The organism is Mesorhizobium monacense, from assembly GCF_056781675.1.
In genome coordinates, this window is the sequence record NZ_CM165567.1 from 3,577,803 (window position 1) to 3,593,415 (window position 15,613).

General features: G+C 66.3%; 16 protein-coding genes and 1 pseudogene. 4 read left to right on the forward strand and 13 right to left on the reverse strand.

From position 1 onward, the window contains the following. Positions 1-72 precede the first annotated feature (72 nt). Positions 73-903, reverse strand: coding sequence for an AraC family transcriptional regulator (locus tag AC1RUK_RS17540; RefSeq protein ID WP_481834604.1), 831 nt, complete (start codon positions 901-903; stop codon positions 73-75). Between the two features lie 103 nt (positions 904-1,006). Between AC1RUK_RS17540 and AC1RUK_RS17545 the strand changes: the two genes are divergently transcribed. Next, complete coding sequence (locus AC1RUK_RS17545) at positions 1,007-2,182, forward strand: amidohydrolase (protein ID WP_481834603.1); 1,176 nt, start codon at positions 1,007-1,009, stop codon at positions 2,180-2,182. Between the two features lie 100 nt (positions 2,183-2,282). Continuing rightward, a complete protein-coding gene (locus AC1RUK_RS17550; RefSeq protein ID WP_481834602.1) occupies positions 2,283-3,440 on the forward strand; it encodes an ATP-grasp domain-containing protein in 1,158 nt (385 codons plus the stop codon). Positions 3,441-3,633: 193 nt separating this feature from the next. On the opposite strand, the gene AC1RUK_RS17555 is transcribed toward AC1RUK_RS17550, so the two are convergent. The 10 genes and pseudogenes from AC1RUK_RS17555 to AC1RUK_RS17600 form a co-directional block, all read right to left on the reverse strand. Continuing rightward, on the reverse strand, positions 3,634-3,963 hold the full coding sequence (locus AC1RUK_RS17555; RefSeq protein ID WP_481834601.1) for a helix-turn-helix domain-containing protein: 330 nt from the start codon (positions 3,961-3,963) through the stop codon (positions 3,634-3,636). Continuing rightward, entirely contained in the window at positions 3,960-4,256 is a 297-nt protein-coding gene (locus AC1RUK_RS17560) for a type II toxin-antitoxin system RelE/ParE family toxin (protein ID WP_481834600.1), read from the reverse strand. The genes AC1RUK_RS17555 and AC1RUK_RS17560 overlap by 4 nt, the downstream gene beginning before the upstream one ends. A 168-nt stretch (positions 4,257-4,424) precedes the next feature. Then, entirely contained in the window at positions 4,425-5,429 is a 1,005-nt protein-coding gene (locus tag AC1RUK_RS17565) for a Rieske 2Fe-2S domain-containing protein (RefSeq protein WP_481834599.1), read from the reverse strand. Beyond that, entirely contained in the window at positions 5,426-6,574 is a 1,149-nt protein-coding gene (locus AC1RUK_RS17570) for a GNAT family N-acetyltransferase (protein ID WP_481834598.1), read from the reverse strand. The genes AC1RUK_RS17565 and AC1RUK_RS17570 overlap by 4 nt, the downstream gene beginning before the upstream one ends. Further along, positions 6,571-7,821: a F390 synthetase-related protein gene (locus AC1RUK_RS17575; protein WP_481834597.1), complete on the reverse strand. Its 1,251-nt coding sequence runs from the start codon at positions 7,819-7,821 to the stop codon at positions 6,571-6,573. The genes AC1RUK_RS17570 and AC1RUK_RS17575 overlap by 4 nt, the downstream gene beginning before the upstream one ends. Continuing rightward, positions 7,818-8,642, reverse strand: a complete 825-nt coding sequence (locus tag AC1RUK_RS17580; RefSeq protein ID WP_481834596.1) for an MBL fold metallo-hydrolase — start codon at positions 8,640-8,642, stop codon at positions 7,818-7,820. The genes AC1RUK_RS17575 and AC1RUK_RS17580 overlap by 4 nt, the downstream gene beginning before the upstream one ends. Next, positions 8,639-9,625: an NAD-dependent epimerase/dehydratase family protein gene (locus tag AC1RUK_RS17585; RefSeq protein WP_481834595.1), complete on the reverse strand. Its 987-nt coding sequence runs from the start codon at positions 9,623-9,625 to the stop codon at positions 8,639-8,641. The genes AC1RUK_RS17580 and AC1RUK_RS17585 overlap by 4 nt, the downstream gene beginning before the upstream one ends. Before the next feature lie 2 nt (positions 9,626-9,627). After that, positions 9,628-10,617, reverse strand: a complete 990-nt coding sequence (locus AC1RUK_RS17590) for a 3-oxoacyl-ACP synthase III family protein (RefSeq protein ID WP_481840068.1) — start codon at positions 10,615-10,617, stop codon at positions 9,628-9,630. 125 nt (positions 10,618-10,742) lie between these two features. Continuing rightward, positions 10,743-11,135, reverse strand: coding sequence for a rhodanese-like domain-containing protein (locus tag AC1RUK_RS17595; protein WP_481840069.1), 393 nt, complete (start codon positions 11,133-11,135; stop codon positions 10,743-10,745). Positions 11,136-11,226: 91 nt separating this feature from the next. Next, a pseudogene (locus AC1RUK_RS17600) lies at positions 11,227-11,409 on the reverse strand (ArsR/SmtB family transcription factor); the annotation flags it as partial. Between the two features lie 102 nt (positions 11,410-11,511). Here AC1RUK_RS17600 and AC1RUK_RS17605 point away from each other — a divergent pair. Both AC1RUK_RS17605 and AC1RUK_RS17610 read left to right on the forward strand, forming a co-directional pair. Continuing rightward, positions 11,512-12,243, forward strand: a complete 732-nt coding sequence (locus tag AC1RUK_RS17605; RefSeq protein ID WP_481834592.1) for an MBL fold metallo-hydrolase — start codon at positions 11,512-11,514, stop codon at positions 12,241-12,243. Positions 12,244-12,251: 8 nt separating this feature from the next. Next, entirely contained in the window at positions 12,252-13,490 is a 1,239-nt protein-coding gene (locus AC1RUK_RS17610; protein ID WP_481834591.1) for an MFS transporter, read from the forward strand. A gap of 147 nt (positions 13,491-13,637) precedes the next feature. Here the strand turns inward: AC1RUK_RS17610 and AC1RUK_RS17615 are convergent, their stop codons facing one another. After that, complete coding sequence (locus tag AC1RUK_RS17615; protein WP_481834590.1) at positions 13,638-14,087, reverse strand: DNA polymerase III subunit chi; 450 nt, start codon at positions 14,085-14,087, stop codon at positions 13,638-13,640. Between the two features lie 19 nt (positions 14,088-14,106). Further along, positions 14,107-15,612: a leucyl aminopeptidase gene (locus AC1RUK_RS17620; protein WP_481834589.1), complete on the reverse strand. Its 1,506-nt coding sequence runs from the start codon at positions 15,610-15,612 to the stop codon at positions 14,107-14,109. Position 15,613 lies beyond the last annotated feature (1 nt).

The following is a 15,613-nucleotide window of genomic DNA, read 5'->3' on the forward strand; positions in this document are numbered from 1 at the left end:
CCCCGCATTGAACTGCCCAGATGCGTGTTGGGTTCCCTACATTGGCTGGTTCATTTTCGACTTGTGGTTGCCTTACGCAGCGGCGCGCCAGGCACCCGGCGACAGGCCCTTGATGGTCTTGAACACTCTTGTGAGATGGCTCTGGTCGGCAAAGCCGGTCGCGACCGCGATTTCGGCAAGCGGCATGTCGGTCCGCATCAGTGCTGACGCGGCGCGGATGCGGCGGTCGCGCAGATATTGTCCCGGCGTCATGGCAGCAGTGCGGTGAAAATCCCGGATGACCTGGAAGCGGCTGACGCCGGCGGCGCTGGCCAGGCGCGCAAGGTCGAAGCCGGCGGCGAGATCGGACTCGATCAGCTGGCCATAGAGCCGGAAGCGCCTGACCGCCTCGCCGCCATCGGATGCATGAACGCTGCCCTTGCCGTCGCCGAAGCGGCTGACGAGCTCGCGCAGCACCACCAGCATCGCTGCTTCCTGCTCAAGCGCCTGCCCAGCCAGACAGTGCGCGCGCACGAAGGCTCGCGCCAGGTCGGGCGCCTGCAAAATCCCCTCGGCGAACATCGGCGATCCCCGCAGTCCAAGGTCGTCGGCAATCTCGCCCATCAGGGCGGCATCGGGATAGCAGGTGCGGTAGGCCCAGCCGGAGGCGCAGCCCTTTTCGCCGTCATGCGGCTCTTCCGGATTGACGGCGATGATCGAGCCCGCCGGCGCCAGATGGTTGCGGCGGCCAATCCTCAGCTTTTCGACGCCGGCGACGACGACACCGACGACATAGGTCGGGTGGGTGTGCAGCGCATAGGCGTGGTCGCGGTAGCGGGCTGCGAGCATTTCGAGATCGCCGAGGCCGGCATGCCGCGTCAGCCGCGCGGCTTCGCGTTCTTTCTGTTCGCTGGCATCGCTCATGGCGCCCAGCCTTCTCGAAAGCACGCGGCCCGTCAATCCCGTTCAAGACCGGAAGCCAGAGAGCCGGGTATCCAGGCGACACAGGACGACGCGGAGAGCGACAATGCGGGAGAACGACAGGGTAGCGGCGATCGTGCCGGAGGCGATCGGCTGGCGGCGGCACATCCATGCCAATCCGGAACTGGGCTTTGCCGAGCACGAGACGATGGCCTTCGTCGCGGGAAAGCTCAGAGAATTCGGCCTTGCCGTTCATACCGATGTCAGCGCCACCGCTGTCGTCGCCACACTGACCAGAGGCACAAGCCGCCGGTCGATCGCGCTGCGCGCCGAGCTTGACGCCTTGCCGATCAAGGAAGCCGCCGGTATCGATTATGCCTCGCGCAAGGACGGCGTCATGCATGCCTGCGGCCATGACGGCCATATGGCGATGCTGCTCGGTGCCGCAAAGCTGCTTGCCGAGAGCGGCAGTTTCGACGGCACGGTGGTGTTCGTCTTCCAACCGGCCGAAGAGGTGCTGGGCGGCGGAAAGAAGATGATCGAGGACGGGCTGCTCCGCCGCTTTCCGGTCGAACAGGTGTTTGCGGTCCACAACTGGCCGGGCTTTCCGGAAGGCCATGTCGGCGTGCGCGCCGGACCGCAGATGGCGGCGGTCGACGATTTCGAGATCGCCTTTCGCGGCAGCGGCTGTCACGCGGCGATGCCGCATCTGGGCGACGACCCGGTGCTGGCCGCCGCGAGCTTCGTCACGGCCATTCAGCGCCTGGTCAGCCGCAGTGTCGATCCGCTGTCGCCGGCCGTGTTGTCGGTGACGCAAATCCATGGCGGCCGCTTCAACAATTTCGTGCCAGGCGAGGTGAAGGTCGAGGGTACCTGCCGCTTCTACGACCAGGCTCTCTCCGATCATTGCGCCGCCGAGATCGAGCGCGTGGCGCAGGCCTGCGCGGCAATGCACGGGGCGAGCGCCGCGCTCACCTACAAGCGCGGCTATCCTCCGGTGGTGAATCCGCTTGGTGGCGCGGCGCTTGCGGCGCAAGCCGGCGCCGACACAGTCGGCGCGGATCGTGTCGTTACCGAGTTCCAGCCGAGCATGGGCTGCGAGGATTTTGCCTATTTGCTGCAAGGCGTTGGCGACGGCGCCTATGCCTGGATCGGCGCCGGCGATGTCGGCCCGGCCGAAGGACTGCATGGCGACCGCTTCGTCTTCAACGACGCCATCATCCCGATCGGCATCCGCTTCTTCCTCAACGTCGTCGAGCGCGCGCTGCCCCCTGGCGGATGACAATTTCGCGGGCTGGCTTGAACCGGCGAGCCCCCGTTGCCAAGCGCTCGGATTTCGAGCAAGCCTCGCGGCCACCGTAACGATTGCGAACAGCCTGCCGATGCCGGGGCCCGATAACACCATACTCGTCACCGGGGCCCGCGCGCCGGTGGCGCTGCATCTGGCTCGCCTGCTGCATGGCGCCGGACGCCGGGTGATCCTCGCCGACAGCCCGGCCCACCCGATCGCCGCTGCCAGCACCGCCTGCGCGCGCTACCGCTGCCTGCCGCCTCCGCGCTTCGAGCCAGCGGCCTACGCCGAGGCGGTCGAGGCGCTGGTGCGGGCCGAAGGCGTCGAGTTGGTCATCCCGACCTGCGAGGAGGTGTTTTACCTCGCCCTAACCTGGCGCGAGCGTGCCATCCCTGCCCGCCTGTTCGCGCCAGGTATCGACCGGCTTGCCCAGGTGCATGACAAGCACGCTTTCATCCGCCTGGCCGAGAGCCTCGGCCTGGCCGTGCCGGAAACGACGCTGCTGCAATCGACCGCCGATCTGGAGGCGGTGCGCGGCCGCTCGCGCGAACTGGTGTTCAAGCCGGTCTGGTCGCGCTTCGCCAGCCAGGTGTTGCTTTGCCCCTCGCCCGGCGCGCTCGACGCCATCCGTCCGTCGCCATCGGCGCCCTGGGTGGCGCAGCGTTTCGTGTCCGGCGACGAGATCAGCGCCTATGCGGTGGCGCGCGACGGTGCCCTCAAGGCTTTCTCGCTCTACCGCTCGCTCTATCGCGCCGGCAAGGGCGCCGGCATCTACTTCGAGCCGGTCGAGGACCAAGCCGCGCGGCATCTGGTCGAGCGCATCGTCTCGGCTACAGGCTGGAACGGGCAGATCTCCTTCGACCTGATGCGCGAGGCGGATGGCCGCGTGCTGCCGCTGGAGTGCAATCCGCGCGCCGTCAGCGGCCTGCATTTCTTCTGCGATCCGACGCGCTTCGCCGACGCCGTGCTCGGCGACGGCGCGGAAGTGAAGCCCGATGTCGCCGCGCCGCAGACGGTGCGGCTGGCGATGTGGATCTACGGCCTGCCGGCGGCCTTGCGTTCCGGTGGGCTTCGTGGCTTCCGCCAGGCGATGCGCGAGGCCGACGACTTGCTCGACTGGCCTGACGATCCCGCGCCGAAGAAGGCGCAGTGGCGGGCGCTGGCCGAGATCGCCGGCATGGCATGGCGCGAGCGCATCAGCCTGCAGGCCGCCTCGACCCGCGATATGGAATGGAACGGGCCGGCATAGGGTGGCCAAACTGACTCAAAGCCTGCTCTATCCTTTTGATTGGATCTCATTTTTCGGTTCTTGCGAACATGCGAGAGCCATCGCTACATCAATGCCGGTCTCTCCACCGTAGGCGCCGCCTTTGATCTCAGCGGCATGAAGCTCATGCGGGCAGCCCATGGCCCAGAAACGCCGGCGGCCGAGACGTGCAAACTTACCGGGTCATGGCACGGGGACGCTCGCGAGCCTGATCATCATTGGCGCCAAGGGCCCGCTCGACGGCCTTGGGATCCTTCTCGATGACGGTTAGATAGGCGCGCAGCGCGCCATCTGGCGAGGACCGGCCCTGCTCCCAATCGCGCAGCCGCGCAAGGCCAAAGCCGAAGCGGGCAGCAAAATCCTCCTGGTTCAGATGAAGCGTCTTGCGGATGGCGCGAACGTCCATCTTTTCTGGAACATGGATCACGCCGCGACTCGTATCGCCTTCGGCGATCGCGATGGCGTCGTCCAGACCGGCCTTGATCTTGTCGAACGCGGTTTTCATTTCACTTTACCTTTCTTGCTGTACGTATCGGCCAACACCTTCACGAGCTTTGCCAATTCGTTCCGCTCGGCTTTCGTCAAATTGTCTTTCTCACCCTTGCCGAACATGGTGAGCAGGAACACCGGAATGTCGTTGCCGCCGAAGATATAGACGATCCGGTAGCCACCGCTTTTGCCCTTGCCGCGGCCGGCAAGGCGGAATTTCCGACAGCCGCCTGTGCCTTGCATGACCTCCCCGATATCGGGATAAGCGGCGACCACGTCGACGGCGTCGTTGCGTTCGTCCTCGGTCATACCGGCGCCTTTTGCCGCTGCGATGTAGGCGCTGGTCTCGATGACTGCATGCATACTTTTTACTACGGAATTTCCGCAGTTACGTCAATCCAAAAACTACGGACATTCCGCAGTCGACAGGATCGCAGCACCGGCTTGATTGCGGCCCATAGACGGCCGGCCGACGCCTCAAAGCTCGATCTGGTGGACGCGCGGCTTGGCCGCGGATGCCGGCATCTCCCCGTCCATGATGGCGGCGATGTCACGGCGCAGGAAATCCAGTGGGCCGATAGCCGGGCGCGCCGGCGGCTCGAAGCGGGCATTGTCGCTCGCCGATTTCAGCACGCGGCGATCCTGCTTGAGGGCGATGTTGAACAGCGGCTTGAAGGCCAGCGCCTTGACCTCGCCCAGCCATCCCTGGCGCGGGCCGATCAGCCAGCCGACACCCTCGACGGTGCGCTCGTCGGCCTGGCGCAAATGGAAGGTCGTCGCCAGCGCCAGCCCGCCCTTGCCCCAATATTCCAGTTCGGCGATGCCGGGGTGGCGGAAGCGGCCGATGGTTTTCGTCCGCTCGCCCTCCAGCAGCCGGCTGATCAGCCCCTGCTGACGCTCCTCGCCGGTGTAGCAGGCCTCGACCCAGCCCTCGCCGCCAGTGATCTCGACCCGGACCAGATGACGCTTCGAACTCAGGCCGCGCAGCAGGCCCTTGTGGGTGAAGTGGGTGTGGGTGGCGTCGAGGATGTTCTCGGCCGCGTCGATGACGGTCGATTGCGTCGACGAGCGCACCCGCCGCACGACGATGTCCCTGCCCTGCATGCAGTGGAGATAGGGTTCGCTTTCCGGCGTGCCCGACGACACGAAGACGATGCCGTCGCGTTCGATGGCGCTAAAGCTGCGCACCCGGTAGTGCGGCATCTCGCCGATATGGCCGGGAATGGCGGTGCAACGTCCCTCGCCATTGTAGCGCCAGCCGTGATAGGGGCATTCGATCTCGCCACCGACCACCTTGCCAGTCGACAGTTCGACCAGCCGGTGCGGGCAGCGGTCGAAAAGCGCTGCAATGCCCTGCGCCGAGCGGAACAGCACCAGCGGCGCGCCGTCGAACAGGATGCGCCTGGGCTTGCTCCTGATGTCGGCCGACAGCGCCATCGCCTGCCAATGGTCTTTGCGCTTCTGGTTCGGGCGCTCGCTCACAGTTCGAACCTCCTGAGCAGGGGGATGCCGATCCGCGCCAGCACGGTTTCCATGATGCGGATCGCCGCGCGGCGGCGGCGCGGCAGATGGCCGGCATAGACGGCGTTGTATTCGATCGCCGGCACGGCGCCGCGACGGCGTTTGAAGTCGGCGGCACCGGCGCTCATGTTGAAGAAAAGGCCGCGCGCCGTAGCATGGTCCTGCGCCATCGCCATCACCATGCGGTAGAGGCCTTCCTCGATCGGCAGGCCGGTGTCGTAGCCGACGATCGGCTGGGTCAGCGTGCGGCCGTTCTCGAACAGGCCGGTGACGGCGACGAGCTCGCCGCCAGGCCGGCGCAGGCCTGCCAGGCTGAGGATGCGGCGGCGATGCATCTGCGCGATATAGCGGGCGGTGTAATGCGGATTGAGCGGCGTGTATTTGTCGAGATAGAGCATGCGGTAGAGCTCTTCGCTGCGCGCATAGTCGGCCTCGCCGAAATCAGCGTCGCCGACGATCTCGAAGGATGTCGTGCGCAGCCTTTTGCGGTCGCGCTTCATGTCGTTGGTCATGGCCGGTGCCGCACTGCGATCGGCGAAGATGTAGATCTGGCGCGCCGCCAGCATGCGAAAACCTTCGGCCTTCAGCGCCGCGATGGTGGCGGGGTCGGCGATCTCGTTCAGCGAGCGGATGACGATGGCGCGGTCGGGAAACCGCGAAGGAAGGTTGGCGCGTAGTGCTACGACCGCGGCGCGGTCGAGCATGGGCACCGGATTGGTCGAATAGAGCCAGTTGTTGACCTGCGCCTGATGGTCGAGGCCGCTCATCCTGACCAGCGGCGCGCAGGCACCGATCAATGCCCTGAGCGCCCGCCGTAGCAAAGGATGCGCGACGAAGTTTCGTGTTTCGTCGACGGCGTAATCGATATAGGCGCTGGACGGGCAACAGATGTAGCAGTTCGGCGCCTCGCTCGCGTCGTTCAGCGTCAGCGGGAAGGTGCGGCCGGCGATCTCCAGCGTCTCGACCGACACCGTCAGATTGGCAACGAGATCATGCACCGGAATGTCGTTGAAAAGATCGACGAATGCCCGGACCTTGGCAGGGCTGTTCTCGACCCGGTCCGCCTGCTGAAGCGGTCTTTCCAAAAGGGTGGACGGCTTACTCACGGCGCCACCCGGCATTCGACGCGCCGCAGCTTGCGGGCGGTCTCCAGCGGCAGCGGCACGCGCAGGAGAGCGACCGCCGCGGCAGACTTTCGCGCCTTAAGCAGCGCGCGCACCGCGTCATGCGCGGCAGCGGCGGCTTCGTCATCGAGATCAGGCGCGAGCCTGAGTTCGATCGCATCGGGCGCGGTCTGGATCAGGCGGAAATCATCGATGCGGCGGTCGGCCTTCAGCACGGCGTTGCGCAGGATATCGGGCGTCAGAAGGATCGGCCCATCCACCGAAGCGAGCCGGAAGACGTCGTCCATGCGGCCGACGATCTCGTCGACGGTGCGCAGCGGCGAGCCGCAGCGGCATGGCGCCTCGGAGAGCCGCAACAGGTCGTTCATCCTGTATCGCGCCATGATCTGGGTCTGGCGGCGGAAGGCGGTGACCAGAGGCGTGACCAGACCGTCGCCGGCCGGCTCGAATTCGAAGAAGATCGAGTCTTCCGCAAGATGCAGCCCGCCTTGCCGGCAGGTCACCGCGAACAGCCCTTCCGTTGCCATGTAGATCTGGTCGAGCGGCAACCGGAAGGAGGCTTCGATAACAGGACGGTCGACCGGATCCAGCGTCTCGGCAGCGGAGAAGATGCGTTGTGGCGAGAGCCGGAATCCGGTGGCCGCAAAATGCCGGAGCATCTTGGGCGCCGCGATGATCACCGTCGGCGCGAAATCCTCGAGTGCGGCGCGCCAATGTTCGGGCCCGAGCGTCAGGTCGAAGAAGCGCAACTCGATACGCCGGGATTTGCGCGCGCTGTCGTAGAGGCCGGTGTTCTGCGGCAGGATGACGGCGACGCGCATGCCGCGCCAGAGCAGGTCGGGCGCTGCCTTGGCGAGGATCGTGCCCAGCCAGCGATATTTCTCCGCCTCCGAAATGACGAACAGGCCGCGATTGCCTGATGTTCCAGTGCTGGCGCCGACCGTCAGGTCGCCAAGGCGGCCGTCAGCGGAAGCGGCGGCCCAGGCATCACGGGCCGACACGCCGCCAATGTTGAAGCGCTCGAAATTCGCCATAAGCAGCGCCTTGTCGGTCACCGCAAGATCGCCGAGGTGATGCGGTGCCTTGCCATAGAAGGGCGCCAGCGGCAGGTCGCGGTCGAGCCAGCGGCGCAAGGTGCGCGCCTGCCAGCGCTCGAATGCGGGACGGCTCTTGCGCGACACCCATCGGGTGACGGCAAACGACCAGAGCGCTTCGGCGAGTCCGTTCATCCGCCCTCGCCGCCCAGGTCATATTGCGTCGGCGCCGGATCATGGCAGAACATGATCTCGCCACCGGCCGCCGCAAAGCGGCGCAGCATGGCGCTGGTCGGCTCGATGGCGGCAAAATCCTCGGCCAGCAGGCTTGCCGGAAAACCCGGCGTGCGTTCCTCCTTCAATGCGCGGAGCAACCACTGCACATCGACGGCGTAGAGCAGCGGACGCCCCATATTGGGGAAGAGCAGGCCGAACTGGCCGTCGGCATGGCCGGGAAGGTCGACCGCCACAACGCTGCCGTCGCCGAACAGATCGACACCGCCGGGCACGCCGTCATGGGGTGCTACCTGCTGCTTTGACGACAGTCCGTCGAGTCGGCTTTCGAAATCCGCCGGAAACAGTTCGGGGAATACGCCATGGCGCAGATTCTGACCGGCTGTCCGCGCCTTCAGCCGCGCCCAGGCGGCGTCGCTGGCGATGAAGCGAGCGTTGGGGAACAGCGACAGGCCGGAAATGTGGTCGACATGAAAATGGGTGACGATGACGGCGCTGATGTCGCCGGGCGCAAGGCCGAAGCGCGCCAGCACCGGCTGCACCTGTTCGGCCGTATTGAGCTCTGGCTTCAACAGCGCGCCGTAAAGGCGCAGCATCGTGCCGCGTCCCGGCCCGGTGACCGCCTCGGGCGTGTAGCCGGTGTCGATCAGCATCGGCCCGGCGACAGGATGCAGGATCAGCCCGTAGCGCACACGCAGCCGCACGCTCTTCCAGCTGCCGCCGCGCAGGATCAGCCGTTCGGCCGCACTCACCCAGGCGCTGTTGGCAAAGACGATCCTCACGCCAGGCCTCCGCCAATGAATGTGCGGTCGAGCCCTGCCTCGAAGGACGTTTTTGGCGCCCAGCCGAGCACGCGTTTCGCCTTCGAGAGGTCGAGGCTCTGGGCATAGGCGAACAGGCCGAGGCCATAGCGCGTCACCGCCGGTTCGGGACGACCGGGAAGCCTCAACGCGACCGCCTCCATCGCACCCGCCGCCAGCATCGCCGGCCACAGCGGCATCTTGCGCCAGCGCGCCGCAAAACCGGCCCGCGCGCAGGCCGCGTCGGCGATGCGGCGCACCGGCAGCACCTCGCCGCCGGAGACGTTGAAGATTTGGCCTTCGGCCTCGCCCGGCGCCAACAAGGCCGCCAGCACCGCGTCGACGACATCACCGACATAAGTGAGATCGATGCGCGCCCGGCCGTCGCGGAACAGCGGCAGCGGGCGGCGTTTTGCGGCCTTGAGCAGGCGCGGCAGCAAAGCGCGGTCGCCGGCGCCGTAGATGCCGCGCGGTCTCAGCACCACCGGGTGGATCGCGGGCGCTGCCAACACGAACCTCTCTGCCTCGCGCTTGGTGCGGGCATAGTGGTTGACCGGGTCGGGCAAGGCCGCGCCTTCGGCGAGATCAAGCTGGTCGCGAAAGGCGAAGCACACCGAAGGGCTGGAGATGTGGACGAAGCGTCCGATGCCTTGCCGCGTCGCGAAATCGATGAGGTTGCGGGTCGCCGTGACATTGGCCGCCTCGAAATCCGCGAGCCGGCCGAACGGCGCCGAGAGTGCGGCGCAATGAACGATCCGGTCGACCTTGCCGAGTCGCGGATCGAGTTTCGTGTCGAACGGCGCCGACAGATCATGGCGGCTGATTTGATGGCCCTCTGCCTCCAGCATGGCACAACGCGCCGCGTCGCGGCCGAGGCCAAGCACCGGGATGCCGGATGCCGCCAGCCGCGCCATGAGATGAGCGCCGAGGAAGCCGCTGGCGCCGCTGACGAGCACATGTCCCATGCTCATGCTTCCAGTGCCATGCCGCCGAAGGACACGCCTGCCGACGTGCCCAGGAACAGCAGCTTCGCGCCTGCTTCGACCCGGCCTTGCCGTCGCGCGACATCGAGCGCGAAGGGAATGGAGGCGGCGATCTGGTTGCCGTAGCGCGCCGAGATGTCGACGAGCTTTTCCGGCGCAAAGCCGGCCTGGCGCGCCATGTGGGCGAGCGCGAACGGACTTGCCTGATGCGGCACGACGAGGTCGACATCCTCATGCCGCCAGCCGGCGCGCTCAAGCAATTCGGTGACGAAGCCGTTGAAATGGCGTGAAGTGACGCGGAACAATTCCTTGCCGTCCATGTGGAACAGGCTGTGGCGGGCAAACTCTTCCGGCTGGCGATGGAAGTCGAAACGGGTGCCACCGGAGCCGATGCCGCAGGCCTCCCAGGCCGAGGGGTAGGTGCGCATCAGGTTTGCCGCCACCCTGCCCTCGCCGGGCTCCGCCCGCCTCAGTACCGCGGCCGCGGCGCCATCGCCGAAGAGCGCGGCGACCTCCGGCTGCTCTTGCCAGGGTAAGGCTCGTGAGGCGACCTCGGAAGAAAACACCAGCGCCGTCCTACATTGCCCGGCCTCGATCAGGCGGGCAGCGGTCTCGAAAGCGGTGAGAAAACCGAGGCAGGTGCTGTTGACGTCGAAGGCGGCGGCAGAGCCATCCGCCAGGCCGAGGCGCTGCATGACCAAAGGCGCCGTCGACGGCAGCGGCTGGTAAGGCACGCCGCAGCCGCCGATGATGAGATCGACGGTGCTGGCTTCGATCTCGGCATCAGCGAGCGCCAGACGAGATGCCGCGCAAGCGAGATCGACCTGCAATTCAGCCTCGCAGACATAGCGCTCGATGACGCCCGTGGCGGCTTCGAGCGTGCCGGGGCCGAGGCCAAGCTTTTCCTCGAGCGTACGTGACGTCACGCAGTTAGCCGGCACCGCCCCGCCGGTCCCGATGATCCTGACCCGCATTCTCAACCCGCCGAATGAGTTCGCGTCTATCTAACCCATAATCCGGATTGCGTGTGATGGTAATGATGTGTCTCGAAATGCCGCTTGGCTCCGGCGCATAACGCTCCGTCGACCGAGGTGCCGGATCAGGCGGCCACCTCAACCGGCATTCCGGCGGCCCTCCACTCGGGCATGCCATCCGCGAGCCGGCGCGCGGCATAGCCGTGACTGCGAAGTGCCGCCACCGCCTCGAAGGACATCACACACCATGGACCGCGGCAGTAGGCGACGACTTCCCTGTCCTTGCCGAGTTCGGCAAGCCGGGCCGGCAGATCGCCAAGCGGAACGTTGATTGCGCCTGGCACATGGCCGAGCGCAAACTCGTCCGGCGGGCGGACATCGATCACGGTCACCAGCCCGTCGCGCATGCGCATGGCCAGTTCCTGGCGCGTGACCGGCTCCATGTCGTCGCGGGCTTCGAAATAGCCGCGCACGATGCGGTCGACTTCCGCCAGATGGCGCTCGGCGACGGTGCGCACCGAGGCGAATGCCGCCAGCCCGCTGTCGTCCACGAGTTCGGTAGTTGACGAACTTGCCGTCGCGCTCGGCCGACAACAGCCCGGCGCGGCGAAGGGTCTGGAGGTGCTGGGAAACATTGGCGATCGGCAGGCCGAGCTTCATTGCCAGCGCTTCGACGCTGCGCGGGCCTTGCGCCAGGTGCTCGATCAACTCGAGCCGCTGCGGATGGCCGAGCGCCTTGGCGACGATCGCGAACTGCTCATAGAGCTTCTGTTTCGGATTGCGGATTGACATCGACTTCCAGGTCACGATAAATCATTCAATGGAATTATTGAATGACAGTCTCCCGTCGAGCTGTCAAGCTTTCGCCCCTCACGGGCGCGCCGGAGCGTGGCGATGATACTGAGACAATTCCTTCATTCGCAGCCGGTCGGCGCGTCCTACCTGTTTGGCTGCGGCGGCAAGGCGGCCGCGGCGGTCGTCGATCCGATCGGCGACATCGCCCCCTATCTCGAGGCGGCGCAGGCGACCGGAATGCGCATCCTCTACGTCATCGACACCCACATCCACGCCGACCATATTTCGGCGGGCCGCGCACTCGCCGCGGCCTCCGGCGCCGACTACGTGCTGTTCGAGGGCGCGCAAGCCGCCTTTCCGTTCCGGGCGGTCAAGGATGGCGATGTCCTCGAACTCGGCAACGTGACCGCAACGGTCATGCACACGCCCGGCCATACGCCGGAGCACATAACGCTGCTGGTGACCGACCGCACCCGGGCGCCGGAACCGTGGTTCGCGCTGACCGGCCACACGCTGATGGTGGGCGACGTCGGCCGCACCGAACTCGCCTCCAGCGCCGAGGACGGCGCCAGGGCGCTGTTTGCCAGCGTCGGGCGGCTGAAACAACTGCCCGATCATATCGAGGTGCTGCCCGGAGCCTTTTCGGGCTCGGTCTGCGGACGGTCGCTGAGTGGCAAGCCGACGTCGACGATCGGCTTCGAAAAGCGATTCAACAAGGCATTCCGCATCGAAGACGAGGCCGCGTTCGTCCAGGCCATGACCGCCGATATTCCACCGCCGCCGCCCGACGCTGCCAGCAACCGCGCCTCGAACGCTGGCGCTGCGCGGTGACGGCGGCCGTGGCCGCATCCTCCATCGCACTCGGTCTCAAGGCAAACTGGCGGCAATTCGCCCTGCTGGTGCTGATCAATGCCTTCGTCGGCGGCATGGTGGGCATCGAACGAACCGTGGTGCCGCTGATCGGCTCCAAGGAGTTCGGCATCACCTCGACGACGCTGGTGGTTTCCTTCATCGTCAGCTTCGGCGTGGTGAAGGCCTTCGCCAACCTGGTCTCCGGCCAGCTTGCCGACAGCTGGGGCCGCAAGCGCGTGCTGGTGCTCGGCTGGATGTTCGGCCTTCCCGTGCCGTTCATGATCCTGTGGGCTCCGAGCTGGAGCTGGATCATTGCCGCCAACGCCCTGCTCGGCGTCAGCCAAGGGCTGGCCTGGTCGATGACGGTGTTGATGAAGGTCGACCTCGTCGGGCCGAAGGGGCGCGGACTGGCGGTCGGCCTGAATGAGTTCGCCGGCTATTTCGCCGTCGGCATCACCGCTTTCCTGACCGGCTATCTGGCCGGGCAATATGGCCTTCGCCCGGTCCCCATCTATCTCGGGATCGGCTACGCGATCGTCGGAACCGCGCTGTCGATCCTGCTGGTGCGGGACACGCGCGGACATGTCCAGCTGGAGGCGGCAAACGCCGCGAAGGCGGCCTCTCCCCTCACCTTTCGCGAGATCTTCGCCTTGACCTCGTTCCGCGATCCGAACCTGTTCGCGGCCTCGCAGGCGGGGCTGATCAACAATCTCAACGACGGCATGAGCTGGGGCATCTTCCCGCTGTTTTTCGCCGCGAACGGCCTCGGCGTGGAACGGATCGGAATTCTCAAAGCCGTCTATCCGGGCGCATGGGGAGTGCTTCAAGTCGCCACCGGACCGCTCAGCGACAAATGGGGCCGCAAGGGCCTGATCGTGGCGGGCATGTGGGTTCAGGCGGCAGCCTTGCTGCTGACCGCCCTCACCCGCGACTTCCGCTGGTGGCTGACGGCAAGCCTGCTGCTTGGGCTCGGCACCGCGATGGTCTATCCGAGCCTGATCGCGGCCGTGTCCGATGCGTCCCACCCCTCGTGGCGGGCGCGCTCGCTCAGCGTCTATCGCTTCTGGCGCGACCTCGGCTACGCGATCGGCGCGCTTTCGGCAGGCCTTGTCGCCGACTTCTTCGGCTTCGCCTGGGCGATCGGATCGGTCGCGGCGCTGACATTTGTCTCAGGCGTTATCGTTGCCCTGATGATGCAAGCGCCGGACAAAGCGCCAAACCGGTAGGGCGTGGTCCGACAGGCCGGCTCGCTGCCTGCCTTCGCGTCCGCCGCTAGAGCGGTTCATCGTTTCACGGAAACGCAGAACCGCTCTAGCTGTTTGTTTGACGCAATTCCGGACGGAAAACCGTTTCACACTTTTCCTGGAATTGCTCTAAGCCTTGCGCTCCCAGCGGCGGTCCGATGTCTGCTGCCAGTAGGTCACCGTGTGGCCGGCATCCTTCATCGTCTTCCAGTGGCTACGCGCGGCCTCGAGCTGCGCCGTGTCATGGCCGTCGAACAGGAAGACGGCGCGCTCGTAGCCGCCGAGATCCGCAGGTGCGGCGCCATCGACGAGGAAGCGTATCTGCGCCTGGTTCCGATTCTCCTGCCCGGTGGTGAGCAGGATCGGCTGCTCGGCCGGATAGGCCTCGCGGTCGGTCGCATGCGCCAGGAAGGAATCGTCGCGAAAGATCCACAGATGCTGGTCGAGCGCATCGCGCCGCTCCTCGGTGCCGGTCTGCACCACGGCGCGCCAGCCGCGGTCGACGCTGCGCTCGAGCAGCCCCGGCAGCGCCTCCTCCAGCGTCGATTCGGTCAGGTGGTAGAACAGGACATCGGCCATGGCTTTGCCTTGAAAGGCTTCATCCCTCGTAGTGGTCGCGCACCAGCCTGTCGAGCAGCCGGACGCCGAAGCCGGAGCCCCAGGACTGGTTGATCTCGCTCGGCGGCGAGCCCATCGCGGTGCCAGCGATATCGAGATGCGCCCAAGGCGTTTCCTTGACGAAGCGCTGCAGGAACTGCGCGGCGATGATGGCGCCGCCGTAGCGGCCGCCGATGTTCTTCATGTCGGCGTTCTTGGAATCGATCAGCTTGTCGTATTCGGACCCCAGCGGCATGCGCCACAGCCGCTCCTGCGTCGCCTGCCCGGCATTGGCCAGCCTCTCGGCCAGTTCGTCATTGTTGGAGAACAGGCCGGCATAGTGCTGGCCGAGCGCCACCATGATGGCGCCGGTCAGCGTCGCCAGATTGACCATGAAGGCCGGCTTGAAACGGTCGTTGCAGTACCAGAGCGCATCCGCCAGCACGAGGCGGCCTTCGGCGTCGGTGTTCAGCACCTCGATGGTCTGGCCCGACATCGAGGTGACGATGTCGCCTGGGCGCTGGGCGTGGCCGTCGACCGCGTTCTCGACCAGGCCGATAACGCCGACGACATTGGCCTTGGCCTTGCGCGCGGCCAGCGCATGCATCAACCCAGTGACGGCGGCAGCACCGCCCATGTCGCCCTTCATGTCCTCCATGCCGGAAGCCGGCTTCATCGAGTTGCCGCCGGTGTCGAAGGTGACGCCCTTGCCGACAAAGGCGACGGGGGTGGCCTTGGCCTTGCCGCCGTTCCACTGCAGGACGGCCATGCGGGCGCCGCGCGGCGAGCCTTGAGCGACGCCGAGCAGCGAGCCCATGCCGAGCTTCTTCATTTCCTTCTCGGTCAGGATCTCGACGGTGACGCCGAGCGCCTCGAGTTCCTTGGCGCGGGCGGCGAATTCCACCGGGCCCAAAGCATTGGCCGGCTCGTTGACCAGGTCACGCGCCAGAAGCACGCCGTCGATCACCGCCACCTCGTCGGCGAAGGCCTTTTTCGCCGCGGAAGGATCGGCGCAATGGATGGTCACCTTGGCCGGCTTCCTGGGCCGGCCGTTGTCCTTGTCCTTCTTCGTCTTGTACTTGTCGAAGGCATAGCTGCGCAAAAGGATGCCGGCCGCCACGCTCGCCGCTTGCCTGCCGCCGGCCTGGGCGCCAGGAACGTCGAGCACGACGGCGACCTCGGCTGCCTTGCGCAGCGACGCGGCGATCGTGCCGCCGAGTCTCAGCCATGCATGATCATCGAGGCTGGAGGCCTTGCCGGCGCCGACCGCCACCAGACGGTCGAGTGCTGTTCCTTCCGGCGCGAACACCTCGACGACGCTGCCGAACTTGCCGGAGAAATCCGCCGCCGGCAACGCCCGCGCAAGCGTGCCGGCCGGGTCGCAGGCCTTGGCGGCCTCGCTGACGCCGCCATCGTCCGCCGCCAGCACGAAGACGCTGCCCTTCCTCGACGTTGCGGTCTGGGGCGCGGCGAATTTGGCGAAGGCGATCGTAGGTGTCGAATTCATC